Here is a 12,901-nt window from a genome sequence, read left to right as displayed (position 1 = left end):
CTCCGCGGCGCGGCGTGCGCTACAGGGACAAATCTTCCCTCCAGAGAGACCTTGATGTTCGACAGCATTATCCCGCTGCTTAGCGACCCCGCCGCCTGGGCCGCGCTCGTCACCCTCGTGGTGATGGAGGTCGTGCTCGGCATCGACAATCTGATCTTCATCTCGATCCTCTCGAACAAGCTGCCGCCCGAGCATCGCTCGCGGGTCCGCCGGATCGGCATCGGCCTGGCGCTCGTCATGCGTCTGGCCCTGTTGTCGATGATCGCCTGGCTGGTCGGCCTGGTTCAGCCGGTCTTCTCCGTCATGGGCAACGAGTTTTCGTGGAAGGACCTGATCCTGATCGCGGGCGGCCTGTTCCTGATCTGGAAGGCGACCAAGGAAATCCACCACACCGTGGACCCCACCCCCTCGCACGACGTCCTCGACAAAAAGGACGTGGTCATCTCGAACGCCGGCTCGGCGATCGTCCAGATCATCATCCTGGACCTGGTCTTCTCGATCGACTCGATCCTGACCGCCGTCGGCATGACCGAACACCTGCCGATCATGGTGGTGGCGGTCCTCGCCGCCGTCACCGTCATGCTGCTGGCCGCCGACCCCCTGGCCAACTTCATCGCCAAAAACCCGACCGTGGTCATGCTGGCCCTCGGCTTCCTCCTGATGATCGGCCTGGTGCTGATCGCCGACGGATTCGGCTTCCATGTGCCCAAGGGCTATATCTACGCCGCCATGGCCTTCTCGGCCGGTGTGGAGGCGCTGAACATGCTGGGACGAGCGGCGACGTCGAAACAGGAGAAGGCCAAGCTGGCGCGTCAGGCCGCTGATCAGGCGGAAGTGCGCGCCAGGGAAGCGGAGGCGGACGCCGCCGCCGACCCGGCTCACTGATGCGACGGCGGGCGTTCTTTCCGGCTGCGGCGTTCGCGGGGCTGATCGGCCTCGCCTTCGCCCCGGCCGCCTTCGCACAGACGGCGGCCGCGCCTGCGGCCCAGGCGGCGGCCCCGTCCGCGCCGGCGCCTCAACCCGTCCGCCCGCCGCGCTATGGCTATGAGGTCGTCGCCGTCTATCCGCACGATCCCGAGGCCTTCACCCAGGGGCTGGAGATCCACGACGGCCAGTTCCTGGAAAGCACCGGACGCCATCCCTCCAGCGTCCGCCGCGTCGCCATCGAGACCGGCGAGGTCCTGCAGAAGCGCGAACTCGACACCCAGTTCTTCGGCGAGGGCCTGACCGCCGTCGGCGATCGCGTCCTGACCCTGACCTGGCAGGGCGGCCACGGCTTCGTCTGGGACGCCGACGATTTGGAGCCCGCCGGGACCTTCTCCTATGCCGGCGAAGGCTGGGGCCTGACCCACGACGACACGCGCGTCATCCTGTCGGACGGGTCGGCGTCGCTGCGCTTCCTCGACCCGAACACCCTCGTCCAGACGGGCTCGGTCCCTGTCACCTATATGGGCCGGCCGCTGGAGCGGTTGAACGAGCTGGAGTTCATCGAGGGCGAGGTCTGGGCCAATGTCTGGCAGACAAACTTCATCGTCCGTATCGAACCCGCCACCGGCGTGGTCGTCGGCGTCATCGACCTGACCGGCATCCTGCCGGATCCGGTCGTCAATCCGAACGACGACGTCCTCAACGGCATCGCCTGGGACGCGGCGAACCGCCGCCTGTTCGTCACGGGCAAGAACTGGCCGAAGATGTTCGAGATCCGCCTGACCGCCCCACGCTGACCCTTCCGGTTTCCTCCCTGTCGCGTAGGACGGAGAGGAGACAGGTATTCGGAATTTATTCCTCGTCACCTATTGCGGCCGCCAGTCATCGACCCCACCTCGTCGTGCGGATCTTTGACATCCCCATCAGCACGCCGCCAAGCTAGACCAGACCAGCCGGAATTTCCGACAATGCGGAAACAGTGCAAAGCCGTCTCCTTGCCAGGTCTTTGATTTTCCTTGGCTAGGTAGCGACGATTGCACTGTCTTGCACTCCGATTTCCGAACAGTGCAAAGCCGCCTCACCGCTAGAGGAAGCTGTACGGGTCCACGTCCACGGTCAGCCGTACCGATCCGGGGACCTTCACCCGGCTCAGCCACGACCGCAGGAACCCCTGCAAGTCCACGTCCCGGTCTGCCCGGACCAGCAGCCGCTTCCTGCGCCGTCCCCGGATCAGGCCCAGCGGCGCATCGGCCGGCCCATAGACCTCCAGCCGCTCGGCATTCGGGATCGCCGCCGCCAGATCGTTGGCCACCTTCTCGACCGCCATCGCGTCGATCCCCGACAGGATGATCGCCGCCAGCCGCCCGTGCGGCGGCAGGCTTGCCGCCTCCCGCTCTGCCATCTCGGCCTCGACGAAGGCGTCCCGGTCCCCCGCCGCCAGCGCCATCAGCACCGGATGTTCGGGCGTCCAGGTCTGCAGGATCGCCCGGCCCGGCTTGTCGGCTCGCCCGGCGCGTCCCGTCGCCTGGGTCAGAAGCTGGAAGGTCCGCTCCGCCGCCCTAAGGTCCCCGCCGCGCAGGCCGAGGTCGGCATCCACCACCCCGACCAGTGTCAGGTGCGGGAAGTTATGCCCCTTGGCCGCAGCCTGGGTCGCCACCAGGATATCGATCTCTCCGTCGGTCATCCTCTGGATCAGGGCCCGCATCGCCTTGGGGTCCGGGATGGTGTCGGAGCTGAACACCGCCGTCCGCGCCTCGGGGAAGAGCTGACGCACCTCCTCCTCGACCCGCTCCACGCCGGGGCCCACCGAGACCAGACTGTCCTCGGCCCCGCACGACGGACAGAGCTTCGGCCGCACCATCGAGAAGCCGGTCAGGTGGCAGACCAGCCGCCCGGTGTAGCGATGCTCGACCAGCCAGCTGTCGGTGTCCGGAGAGGTCATCCGATGCCCGCAGGCCCGGCACAGCACCACCGGCGCATAGCCCCGCCGGTTCAGAAACAGCAGGGTCTGCTCCCCGGCCAGCAGGGTCTCCCCGATCGCCTCCCGCAGCGGCTGCGAAAGCCAGGTCTGGGGATCGGGCGGGCTCTGCCTGAGGTCCAGCAGGCTGATCTGCGGCAGCACCGCCGCTCCGTGCCGGCTCGACAGCTTCAGCCAGCCGTACCGCCCGTGGTGGGCGTTCCACAGCGTCTCCAGCGACGGCGTCGCCGAGGCCAGGACCACGACCGCCCCCTCGATCCGCGCCCGCGCCACGGCCAGGTCCCGGCCGTGATAGACGAGGCCGTCCTCCTGCTTGAAGGACCCGTCGTGCTCCTCGTCGACCACGATCAGCTTCAGGTTCGGGAAGGGCAGGAACAGCGCCGACCGCGCCCCGACCACGATGTTGCAACGGCCCGCGACCACCGCCTCCCACACCATCCGCCTACGCGGCGGAGCCACCCCGGAGTGCCACTCCGCCGGCGCCGCCCCGAACCGCTTCGCGATCCGCTCGATCAGCGCCTGGGTCAGGGCGATCTCGGGCAGCAGGATCAATATCTGGGCCGAGGGATCCCGCTTCAGCGTCCGCGCCACGGCCTCCAGATAGGCCTCGGTCTTGCCCGACCCCGTGACCCCGTCCAGCAGAAAGGGCTTGAACACACCCGCCTCCGTCGCCGTCGACAGAGCGTCCGCCGCCGCCGCCTGATCCGCGTTCAGGGTCGCCGGGTTATGCTGGGGATCGGGTCGATCGAAAGCGGCCTCCGCCTCGATCTCGATGATCTCCAGCACCCCCTCGTCGACCAGCCCCTTGACCACGGCCGCCGACACAGCCGCCGCCCGGGCCAGATCCGGGCCCCGCATCGCCCCCTCGCCCAGCGCCTCCAGCACCGCCGCCCGCGAGGCCGTCGGCCGCGTCGGCGTCCGCTCCCCGACCCGCCGCACCTTCCGCTCGGGCCGTGGCCTCGGCGCCCGCAGCCCCTTCAACGCCGTCGCCGCCATCTCGCCGGGCGGGCTCAGGGTCCACCGCGCGGCCCACTCGACGAAGTCCACCGTACCCCCCGGCAGGCGCGGATCGTCCAGCTTCGCCTCCACCGCCTTCAGCCGGCGGTTCGACCCCGTCGTCTCGCGCACCTCGGTCACGATGCCGCGCATCAGGCGCGGCCCGAGGGGCACGGCGACCTGATCGCCGCGCGCCAGTTCCATGCCTTCGGCCACCTCGTAGTCGAAGGCCTCGTGCACCGGCAAAGGAATGAGAACCGAGGCGACTTTCACCGACAGGCCCGCTCAGCTAGAACCCGCCCCATGAAACTCTTCCTCGACACCGCCGACGTCGCCGTCATCAAGGACATGCTGCCCACCGGGATGGTGGACGGCGTGACCACCAATCCCACGCTGATCGCAAAGTCCGGGCGCAACATCGCCGAGGTCATCGCCGAAATCTGCGCCCTGGTCGAGGGCCCGATCTCCGCCGAGGCCGTCGCCACCGATTTCGAGACCATGGTCAAGGAAGGCGACAAGCTCGCCGCCATCGCCCCGAACGTCGTCGTGAAGCTGCCCCTGACCTGGGACGGTCTTCGCGCCGCCCGCGCCTTCGCCGACAAGGGCGTCCAGACCAACGTCACCCTGTGCTTCTCCGCGGCCCAGGCCCTGCTCGCCGCCAAGGCCGGCGCGACCTACGTCTCCCCCTTCGTCGGCCGCCTCGACGATCACGGCGCGGTCGGCTCGGAGCTGCTGGAAGAGATCCGGGCCCTCTACGACATCCACGGTTTCGAGACCCAAATCCTCGCCGCCAGCCTGCGCCATCCGGCCCATGTCACGGCCGCCGCCCTCGCCGGTTCGGACGCCGCCACCCTGCCGGCCGACACTTTCAAGGCCCTGATCAAGCACCCGTTAACCGACAAGGGTCTTGATGCCTTCCTGGCCGACTGGGGCAAGACCGGCCAATCGATTCTGTAAGCCTGCGACCCGGCGTTCCGGGAGGAGCGCCGACGTGAAGTCAAAGGACCAGACTGCAGACCTGTTCGCAGCCAGTGAGCTTCACTGGCCCGACGTCCGCGCCTGGCTGCAGGCCAACCCCCAGACTCTGGCCGACGACCGCTCCCTGCTGGAAGAGATCGGCCTCAAGCCACACGGCCGCAACGTCGTGGAGTTCGGCCGCGCCGCCCTGACCCGGCTCGAGGAAGCCGCCGAGCGCGAGGCCGATGCCCGCAAACGCATCGAATCGGTCGCCCGCGCCAATTTCGCCGCCCAGACCCAGACCCACGTCGCGGCTCTGGACCTGATGGAAGCGCGCAACCACTCCGACCTCGCCCGCCGCCTCGACGCGGTCGCGCAAGGGCGTTTCGGCCTCGCCGGGGCCGCGATCGCCATCGAGAAGCCCGGCGGCGTGCCCTTCGGCTGGCGCGGTCTGGAAACCGGCGGCGTCGACAGCCTGCTCGGCGACCACGGCCTGACCTGGCTCGGCCCCATGTTCGACGGCCTCGACCTGTTCGGCCCCTCGGCGGAACAGGCGAAGTCCGTGGCCCTGATCCGCATGGCACCACACCTGGGCGGCGAACGCCCGGAGGAAGCCCGCCCCGCCCTCTGCGCCTTCGCCTCTCCCGAAGAAGAGGGTTTCACCCCCGGCATGGGCTGCGAACTGGTCGCCTTCATCGCCCGGGTCGTCGAACGGACGGCCGAGCGCTGGCCCATCCTCAATTGACGGCGTCGGAGGCCCTCTCCGCCTGGCTCGAGCATCTGGCGCACGAACGCCGCCTGTCGCCCCGGACGCTGGAGGCCTACGGCCACATCGGCCGACTCTACCTCGCCTTCCTCGAAGGCCATCGCGGCGAACCCCAGCGTCTCGCCGACCTCGGCACCGTCACCGCCGCCGAACTCCGCGCCCATCTGGCCGAGCGCCGCAGCGGCGCCAATTCCAGCAAGAATGGGCCCCTGAACGCCCGCTCGCTCAGCCAGACCCTGTCGGCGATCCGCACCTTCCACGTCTTTCTCGACCGCCGCTGCGACACGCCGGCCCCCCAGCTAGCCCTCGTGCGCGGCCCCAGCGTGAAGCCGTCCTTGCCCCGTCCGGTCAGCGCCGATCAGGCGCGCGGCATGCTGGCCGAGCCCGCCCTCGACCCAGACGCCGAGCCGTGGGAGGCCCTGCGTGACGCGGCCGTCCTGTCGCTGCTCTACGGCTGCGGCCTGCGAATCTCGGAGGCGCTGGGCCTGACCCGCGCCGACGCCCCGATCCCCGAAAGCCTGCGCATCACCGGCAAGGGCGGCAAGACGCGGATCGTGCCCGTCCTGCCCGCCGTCCGCTCAGCGGTCGACGCCGCCCTCGCCGCCCAGCCCTTCCCGCTGGAACCGTCCGACGCCCTGTTCCGCGCCCGGCGCGGCGGCCCGCTCAGCGCCCGCCATGTGCAGGCGACGGTGCAGAGGCTGCGCGGACGCCTCGGCCTGCCCGCCAGCGCCACGCCGCACGCCCTCAGGCACAGTTTCGCGACCCATCTGCTGGGGGCCGGGGCGGATCTACGCAGCATTCAGGAACTGCTGGGCCACGCCAGCCTGTCGACGACCCAGAAATACACCGCCGTCGACGCCGCCCACCTGCTGGGCGCCTACGCCGCGGCCCATCCGCGCGCCTAGGGGCGGATGATCACCGACGAGGGCGCAGGAGCCCGACCCGCCTCGCGTCCGACGGCGTTCGATCCGGGAACGCGGTAGTTGACGACGATCGGCGCCGGACAGCCGTTCACGCGTCGATCCAGCAGCAGATAGTGACCGACCGTGTCCTGGCCCTCGCGCCAGAGCAGGGAGTTGCCCGCATTCGGATCGTTCGCGGGCATGGCCAGCGAGGCGCAGCCCGGCTCCGGCTGGCCCAGAACGCGCATCGTGCCCTGCTCTCCGGGAATGGGCGCAGGCGGCATCGGAGGGATCGCCGACTGCGGTGAGGCGGCGAGAAGGAGCAGCATCGACAGCATCGGAATCTCCATTCTGAACGACCGATATACACCCTCCGGCTGCACTCGGACATGACCAAACGGTAACGCGGTTACGGCTAGGCGCGCCCCTGCCGCCGTCCTAGGCTCGGGCAAATGCCGCGGGGAGGCGGCCATGATCGAGCGGACAACGCAGACCAGGGACGAACCCGGGCGCGAGAGCATCGACCGCCGGCGGGTGCTGGGCGGCGGCGCCTGTCTGCTGACTGGTCTGGGCGGCGCCGCCTTCGCTCAGGACGCCGGAGCCCCCGCCCCGCCGCCGGACGCCCTCTCCCTCTCGGCGAATCTGCTGACCCGGATGGCGGCCGCCGTTCGGCTGAACGGGAGTCGCCCGCGCTTTTTCGTGCTGGACACCGGCGCCGAGCGGACCTCGATCGCCCGCGACGTCGCCGACGCCCTGGGGCTGGAGCCCGGGCCGACCGTGGTGGTCCACGGCATCACCTCGGCCCAGCCCACCCCCACGGTTCTGGTCGATCGGCTGAACTTTGGCAGCCGGCGCTTCAACCACATGGTCATGCCGGTGTTCGAGCGCTCGCTTCTGGCGGCGGACGGCCTGCTGGGTCTGGACATACTGTCGCAGTTCCGGCTGTCGATGGACCTGGCGGAGCGAACCGTCGCCCTGACGCCTTCCGGCCCCAACTTCTATGCGCACGGCGTCGCCTCTTTCATTCCAACGCGGCTGCCGGGCGGAGCAAGGGCGCGCGCGGACGCCTCCGGCCAGCTCATCCTGACCAACGCCCTGGCGGACGGCGTACCGGTTCAATCCTTCGTCGACAGCGGTGGTCAGTATTCGATCGGCAACACCGCCCTTCTTCGCGCCATCGGGGGTCAGGTCGGCTCGCGCCCCATTCCGCTCTACGGCGTCACCGGTCAGACCATGGACGCCTATGCCGGAAGCCTGAACACCCTCCAGATCGGCCGGCACCAGCTCGGACCCACGCCGCTGCTGTTCGCGGATCTGCACGCCTTCCGGACCCTGGGCCTGGGCGACCGGCCGGCGCTCCTGATCGGCGCGGACGTCCTTTATCGCTTCCGTCGGGTGGAGCTCGACTATGGCTCGCGTCGAATGGGGTTCGGCGGGCTGCAACCGCGAACGACCCCCTCGGCCGTCGAGCCGTAGCGCCCTTAAATTCCCCGGATCGCTCCGCCATCGATCCGGATCAACGAACCCGTGACATAGGCCGCCTTCGGACTGGCGAGGAAGGCCGCCACCGCGCCGAACTCGGCCGGGTCGCCCAGACGCCCGACCGGAATGCTCTCGACCGATCTGGCCCGCGCCTGCTCCAGCGTCATGCCGGTCCGGCCTGCATTGGCCTGATCCAGCTGCTGGATGCGCGGCGTATCGATACGGCCGGGCAGCAAGGTGTTGACGGTCACCCCGTCGGCCGCGACCTCGGTCGCCAGACTCTTGGCCCAGCCGGTGATCCCCGCCCGCAGGGTGTTGGACACGCCGAGCGACGGATTGGGCTCGACCGCCGAGGACGAGGCGACGTTCAGGATCCGCCCCCAGCCTGCCGCGCGCATGGCCGGCAGGACCCGGTCGGTCAGGCGGAACACCGACAGCACCATCGCCTCGAACTGGGCGCGCCAGAGCTCGGGATCCAGCCCCGCGACGCCCGAGGGCGGCGGCCCACCCGTATTGTTCAGCAGGATCTCGATCGGCCCGCCCAGCAGGCCTTCCGCCGTATCCACGGCCGCCAGCAGACCCGCGTGATCCGCCAGATCGGCCGTCACCACCACGGCCCGGCCGGTCGCCGTCGCATTGATCCCCTCGGCCACAGCCTGCAGCTTCGCCGCATCGCGCGACAGCAGGGCGACGTGGACGCCCTCCGCCGCCAGGGCCTCGGCCACCGCGCGTCCCAGGCCGCTGGACCCGCCGCAGACCAGGGCGCGCTTGCCGTTGAGCTGGAGGTCCACGCCTACGCCTGCATCGTCCAGCCTTCGACGCCCATGGCCGCCTGTTTGACGGCTTCGGAGCGGGTCGGGTGGGCGTGGCAGGTGCGCGCGATGTCTTCCGAAGACCCGCCGAAGGCCATGGCGATACAGGCCTCGCCGATCAGTTCACCCGCCGACGGGCCGAAGATGTGAACGCCCAGCACCTTGTCGGTCGTCGCATCGGCCAGGACCTTCACGAAGCCCTCGGTCTCGTGGTTGATCTTGGCGCGCGAGTTGGCGGTGAAGGGGAATTTGCCCTTCTTGAACTCGACGCCCGCGGCCTTGAGCTGTTCCTCGGTCTTGCCGACCCAGGCCACTTCCGGGCCGGTGTAGATGACGCTGGGGACCAGGTCGTAATCGACGTGGCCCGCCTTGCCGGCGATGAACTCGATGACGGCGACGGCTTCCTCTTCCGCCTTGTGGGCCAGCATCGGGCCGTGGGTCACGTCGCCGATGACCCACACGCCGTCCTTGCCGGTCTTCAGGTGGTCGTTGACCAGGAAGCCGCGCTTGTCGGTCTCGATGCCGACGCTCTCCAGACCCAGACCGGCTGTGTAGGGACGACGGCCGATGGCGACCAGCACCACATCGGCCGTCAGGGTCTCGGCCGCGCCGCCGGCGGCGGGTTCGATCGTGAGGACGACACCATCCTTGGCCGCCTTGGCCGAGGTGACCTTGGTGCCCATCCTGAAGGTCATGCCCTGTTTGGTCAGGCCGCGCTGGAAGGCGGTGGCGACCTCGGCGTCCATGCCGGCCCCGACCTTGTCGAGGAACTCGACCACGACGACCTCGGATCCCAGACGACGCCAGACCGAACCGAGCTCCAGCCCGATCACGCCCGCGCCGATGACGATCAGCTTCTTCGGAATGGCCGGCAACGACAGGGCGCCGGTGGAATCGATGATCTTGCCCTCGACGAAGTCCACGCCCGGCAGCGGCGTCGGCTCGGAGCCCGTGGCGATGACGATATCCTTGGCGGTCAGGACCGTGACGGTTCCATCTGCGGCCGTCACCTCGACCTGGCCGGTCCCGACGATCTTGCCCGTACCCTTGATCCAGTCGGCCTTGTTCTTCTTGAACAGGAACTCGATCCCCTTGGTCAGGGCCGTGACGCTCTCGGCCTTCTGCTTCATCATCTGCGGCAGGTTGACCTTGGGCGTGCCCACATCGATGCCGAGCGTGCCGAACTCCTTGTTGGCGATCTCGAACAGCTCCGAGGCATGCAGCAGAGCCTTGGACGGCATGCAGCCGACGTTCAGGCAGGTGCCGCCGAGGGTCTGACCCTTCTCGACACAGGCGACCTTCAGCCCCAGCTGGCCGGCCCGGATCGCGGCGTTGTAGCCGCCGGGTCCGCCGCCGATCACGACGACATCATAGGAAGCGGTTGCGGCGGGGGCGGGGGCGGCGTCTGCCATGGAAACCTCTGGATCGGGCGCGGACGGGGAGTCGGCCGCTGTCCTAGCGCCTGACCGTTCCGGGTCAACCGCTGGCGGGGATATGGGTGCTCCCTCCGGCCTCAAGTAGCCCAAGGGGCGATAGGCCGACGAGGAATGTTCAGACGGTGAGATGACCGGCCTGTCGCTGTCGACGCCTCCGTCGCGAGACGGCCACGATGATCAGACCCACCGCCAGCAGGACGCCGAGGATCAGCCAGGTCGGATCGACGGACAGGCCCGCCGGAGCCACCGCCTCCGCGGAACGCTGGGCGATCTCGCCGCCGCCCGCATAGGTGTCGGCCTGAATGGAGGCGCTGGCCGGTCCGCCACCGCTCGACCGGTCGATGGCCAGACGCAGCACGGCGTCCGCGAGAAAGCCGAGGAAATAGGCGATGGCCGCTCGGGGATTGCCCGCGCCCAGCATGAAGGCTGCGATCAGATAGAGGGCCACCGCGCCGATCCACAACGCCGCCTGTGGAATACCGCCCCCGGCCTCGACCATCGCCGAGGCGCGCTCCGTCGCCACCGTGGGCTCCGCGCCTTCGAAGAAGGGAGACATGAACGGCCAGGCCAGCCATCCCGCATAGCCGATGACGGCCAGCACCAGAACGAACCGCAGGATCTTCATGGCCGGGCTCCTAACGACGTGAAACGACGTTCGTTAACCTAGCATGGCCCTGCGCATAGCCAAGGCGCGGACGTCACTCAGGCGGCGGTTTCGATCCGGCCCTCGGCGGCCGGCAGGATCAGGGTCGCTTCGGCGCCCTCCCCCTCGGCGCCCGTCAGGGTCAGTGCGCCGCCGGACTGGCGGGCGAAGGCGTGCGCCTGGGCCAGGCCCAGACCCGCTGCACCGTCGCGGGTGGTGAAGAAGGGCTCCAGAGCGCGCGCCGCCGTGGCCGCATCCAGTCCCGGACCGGTGTCGCGCACCGTCAACCGCGCACCGCCGTCCGTCAGGGCCTCCAGACGCACGGCGACCGAACCGGCGCCGCCCAGGGCCTCGACCGCGTTGCGGACCAGAGCCTGAACCGCGCCTTCGAAGCCGACGGGATCGACCCGCACCGGCGCCTCGGTCGACGGGCCTTCGATCAGCAGGTCGACGCCGGGGCCGGCGAGGGCGCGCAACCGCGTCTCCATGGCGCGCAGCAGGACGCCGGAGTCCAGCACCTGGGCATGGGCGTCCTCGCCCTGCGAGAAGGCGGACAGACGCCGCGTCAGGGCCTCGCCGCGCTGACCGGCCGCGAGCGCCGCCTGACCCAGACGACGCACCCGGGCCGGGTCGTCGGCGGTCTTCAGCATCATGTCGAGTGCGCTGGTCATGACCGCGAGCAGGGCGTTGAAGTCCTGGGCCACGCCGCCGGTCAGGCGACCGACGCTCTCCAGCCGGCGCGATGTTTCGTTGCCCGTCTCGACCTGGGACAGGACCTCCGCGCGAGCCTCTTCGGCCAGGCGCGTCGCCTCCGCGCGCCCGGCTTCGACCTGGGCGCGGACGGCTTCCAGTTCGGCCTGCAGCTGCGCCTCGCGCGCCGCGGCGGCTTCGAGTTGCGGCGCGAGGTCTACGACCGGCTCGACCGATACGACGGCATCCGTTTCCGGTTCAAATGCGGGCTCCGCGAGAGCCTCGATCGCAACGACGGATTCCGTCTCGGTTTTCATCGTCGCCGCCACCGGATCGCCGGCCAGCAGCAGGGCGTCGACGGCCTCTCCGGGCGCGCTGAGAGGCAGGATGCGCCAGGCCACGCCGTGGTCGCCGCCCATCGTCGAGACGATCGGATCGGCCTCGCCCGGCTGGGCATTGATCGCGGCGCGCAGGGTCTGGCGACCCTCGACCCGCTCGGTCTCGCCCAGAAACTGATCCGCGAAATCGGCGCCGATGACGTCGGACGTGCGCCCGAACAGGGCCAGCGCCTGCGGATTGGCCTCGCGGACCACGCCGTGGGCGGAGACCACCACCAGAGCGCTGGACGCGGCCTCGAACACGCGGCGGGTCAGGTCGTCATGGGTCGCAACGGGCGCGACCTCGGGCTGGAAGGCTTCCGGCGTCGTCAGACCCTCCGTCTCCACGATGGCGGCCGTCGACCCGATGATCTGGCCGTGAGCGTCCTCGATCGGCATGGCGGTCACCGAGACCAGCATTTTCCGGCGGGTCGAGGGATTGGCGATGATGTGCTGGAATCCCTTCACCGTCTGGCCGCGCAAGGCACGCGCGCTGGGCAGCAGATCGGGCGGCACCGGACGGCCGTCGGGATAGGTGATGCCCCAGGTCGCGGAATGGAACCGCAGACCGATCAGCTCGGCGTCGCGACGGCCCATCAGCTGGTGCGCGGCCCGGTTGGCGAAGACGAACTTGCCGCCCCGGTCGGTCTGGACCAGCGCGACGGGAATGGCGTTCAGGGTTTCGTAGAGCCGCGTCTCGGCCGCCTCGCGCGCCTTGGAAACCGCGCCCAGTTCGTCCGACGTCGAGACGTGCCGGGTCCGGTTGGTGACCGCAAAGATCAACGACAGGACGGCGACGACCGAGGTCACGGCGGCGACGACGCCCAGTACGATGACCCAGTCGATGTCGCCTTCCATGAACATGTTCGGTCTTCCTGTCTTGGCACGCGTCGGAGTGTTCGGACCGACGCCTGCAAGCCCGGCGCCGCCCGGCG

The 12,901-nt window shown here is 69.6% G+C and carries 12 protein-coding genes; 6 read left to right on the top strand and 6 right to left on the bottom strand.

Annotation, left to right across the window (positions count from 1 at the left end; genetic code table 11):
* Positions 1 to 54 precede the first annotated feature (54 nt).
* Positions 55 to 885 carry a TerC family protein gene (locus ACQY68_RS02400; RefSeq protein WP_428151428.1) on the top strand — a complete coding sequence of 277 codons (831 nt, stop codon included), beginning with the start codon at positions 55 to 57 and terminating at the stop codon, positions 883 to 885.
* Positions 885 to 1,724 (top strand): glutaminyl-peptide cyclotransferase, encoded by an 840-nt coding sequence (locus ACQY68_RS02395; RefSeq protein WP_428151427.1) that lies wholly within the window; start codon positions 885 to 887, stop codon positions 1,722 to 1,724. Before ACQY68_RS02400 ends, ACQY68_RS02395 begins: the two co-directional genes overlap by 1 nt.
* A gap of 287 nt (positions 1,725 to 2,011) precedes the next feature.
* Here ACQY68_RS02395 and ACQY68_RS02390 read toward each other — a convergent pair whose 3' ends face one another.
* Positions 2,012 to 4,174, bottom strand: coding sequence for a primosomal protein N' (locus tag ACQY68_RS02390; protein ID WP_428151426.1), 2,163 nt, complete (start codon positions 4,172 to 4,174; stop codon positions 2,012 to 2,014).
* A gap of 30 nt (positions 4,175 to 4,204) precedes the next feature.
* Between ACQY68_RS02390 and fsa the strand changes: the two genes are divergently transcribed.
* Genes fsa through ACQY68_RS02375 form a run of 3 tightly spaced genes read left to right on the top strand, consistent with a single transcriptional unit; the run spans position 4,205 to position 6,529 of the window.
* Positions 4,205 to 4,858 (top strand): fructose-6-phosphate aldolase, encoded by a 654-nt coding sequence (gene fsa / locus ACQY68_RS02385; RefSeq protein WP_428151425.1) that lies wholly within the window; start codon positions 4,205 to 4,207, stop codon positions 4,856 to 4,858.
* Positions 4,859 to 4,892: 34 nt separating this feature from the next.
* Entirely contained in the window at positions 4,893 to 5,603 is a 711-nt protein-coding gene (locus ACQY68_RS02380; RefSeq protein ID WP_428151424.1) for a DUF484 family protein, read from the top strand.
* Positions 5,585 to 6,529, top strand: coding sequence for a tyrosine recombinase XerC (locus ACQY68_RS02375; RefSeq protein ID WP_428152715.1), 945 nt, complete (start codon positions 5,585 to 5,587; stop codon positions 6,527 to 6,529). Before ACQY68_RS02380 ends, ACQY68_RS02375 begins: the two co-directional genes overlap by 19 nt.
* Here the strand turns inward: ACQY68_RS02375 and ACQY68_RS02370 are convergent.
* On the bottom strand, positions 6,526 to 6,864 hold the full coding sequence (locus tag ACQY68_RS02370; RefSeq protein WP_428151423.1) for a hypothetical protein: 339 nt from the start codon (positions 6,862 to 6,864) through the stop codon (positions 6,526 to 6,528). The genes ACQY68_RS02375 and ACQY68_RS02370 overlap by 4 nt on opposite strands.
* 133 nt (positions 6,865 to 6,997) lie before the next feature.
* Here ACQY68_RS02370 and ACQY68_RS02365 point away from each other — a divergent pair, with 133 nt between their 5' ends.
* On the top strand, positions 6,998 to 8,002 hold the full coding sequence (locus ACQY68_RS02365) for a retropepsin-like aspartic protease (protein ID WP_428151422.1): 1,005 nt from the start codon (positions 6,998 to 7,000) through the stop codon (positions 8,000 to 8,002).
* A gap of 5 nt (positions 8,003 to 8,007) precedes the next feature.
* Here the strand turns inward: ACQY68_RS02365 and ACQY68_RS02360 are convergent, their stop codons facing one another.
* The 4 genes from ACQY68_RS02360 to ACQY68_RS02345 form a co-directional block, all read right to left on the bottom strand.
* Positions 8,008 to 8,799, bottom strand: coding sequence for an SDR family oxidoreductase (locus tag ACQY68_RS02360; RefSeq protein ID WP_428151421.1), 792 nt, complete (start codon positions 8,797 to 8,799; stop codon positions 8,008 to 8,010).
* Positions 8,800 to 8,801: 2 nt separating this feature from the next.
* The gene (gene lpdA / locus ACQY68_RS02355) at positions 8,802 to 10,232 is read right to left on the bottom strand and encodes a dihydrolipoyl dehydrogenase (protein ID WP_428151420.1); all 1,431 of its coding nucleotides are present in this window, start codon (positions 10,230 to 10,232) and stop codon (positions 8,802 to 8,804) included.
* 139 nt (positions 10,233 to 10,371) lie between these two features.
* The gene (locus tag ACQY68_RS02350) at positions 10,372 to 10,881 is read right to left on the bottom strand and encodes a hypothetical protein (RefSeq protein ID WP_428151419.1); all 510 of its coding nucleotides are present in this window, start codon (positions 10,879 to 10,881) and stop codon (positions 10,372 to 10,374) included.
* A 77-nt stretch (positions 10,882 to 10,958) separates the two neighbouring features.
* Positions 10,959 to 12,830, bottom strand: a complete 1,872-nt coding sequence (locus ACQY68_RS02345) for an ATP-binding protein (protein WP_428151418.1) — start codon at positions 12,828 to 12,830, stop codon at positions 10,959 to 10,961.
* Positions 12,831 to 12,901 lie beyond the last annotated feature (71 nt).

The organism is Brevundimonas sp. (assembly GCF_965278935.1).
Classification (GTDB): Bacteria; Pseudomonadota; Alphaproteobacteria; order Caulobacterales; family Caulobacteraceae; genus Brevundimonas.
Note: the sequence above shows the minus strand (reverse complement) of the source record. Positions and strands in the feature narration are given on the sequence as shown.

Coding starts and splice junctions, on each gene's coding strand:
- ACQY68_RS02365 (WP_428151422.1), top strand. CDS start 6,998: ATGATCGAGCGGACAACGCAGACCAGGGACGAACCCGGGCGCGAGAGC.
- lpdA (WP_428151420.1), bottom strand. CDS start 10,232: ATGGCAGACGCCGCCCCCGCCCCCGCCGCAACCGCTTCCTATGATGTC.
- ACQY68_RS02370 (WP_428151423.1), bottom strand. CDS start 6,864: ATGCTGTCGATGCTGCTCCTTCTCGCCGCCTCACCGCAGTCGGCGATC.
- ACQY68_RS02345 (WP_428151418.1), bottom strand. CDS start 12,830: ATGTTCATGGAAGGCGACATCGACTGGGTCATCGTACTGGGCGTCGTC.
- fsa (WP_428151425.1), top strand. CDS start 4,205: ATGAAACTCTTCCTCGACACCGCCGACGTCGCCGTCATCAAGGACATG.
- ACQY68_RS02400 (WP_428151428.1), top strand. CDS start 55: ATGTTCGACAGCATTATCCCGCTGCTTAGCGACCCCGCCGCCTGGGCC.
- ACQY68_RS02395 (WP_428151427.1), top strand. CDS start 885: ATGCGACGGCGGGCGTTCTTTCCGGCTGCGGCGTTCGCGGGGCTGATC.
- ACQY68_RS02350 (WP_428151419.1), bottom strand. CDS start 10,881: ATGAAGATCCTGCGGTTCGTTCTGGTGCTGGCCGTCATCGGCTATGCG.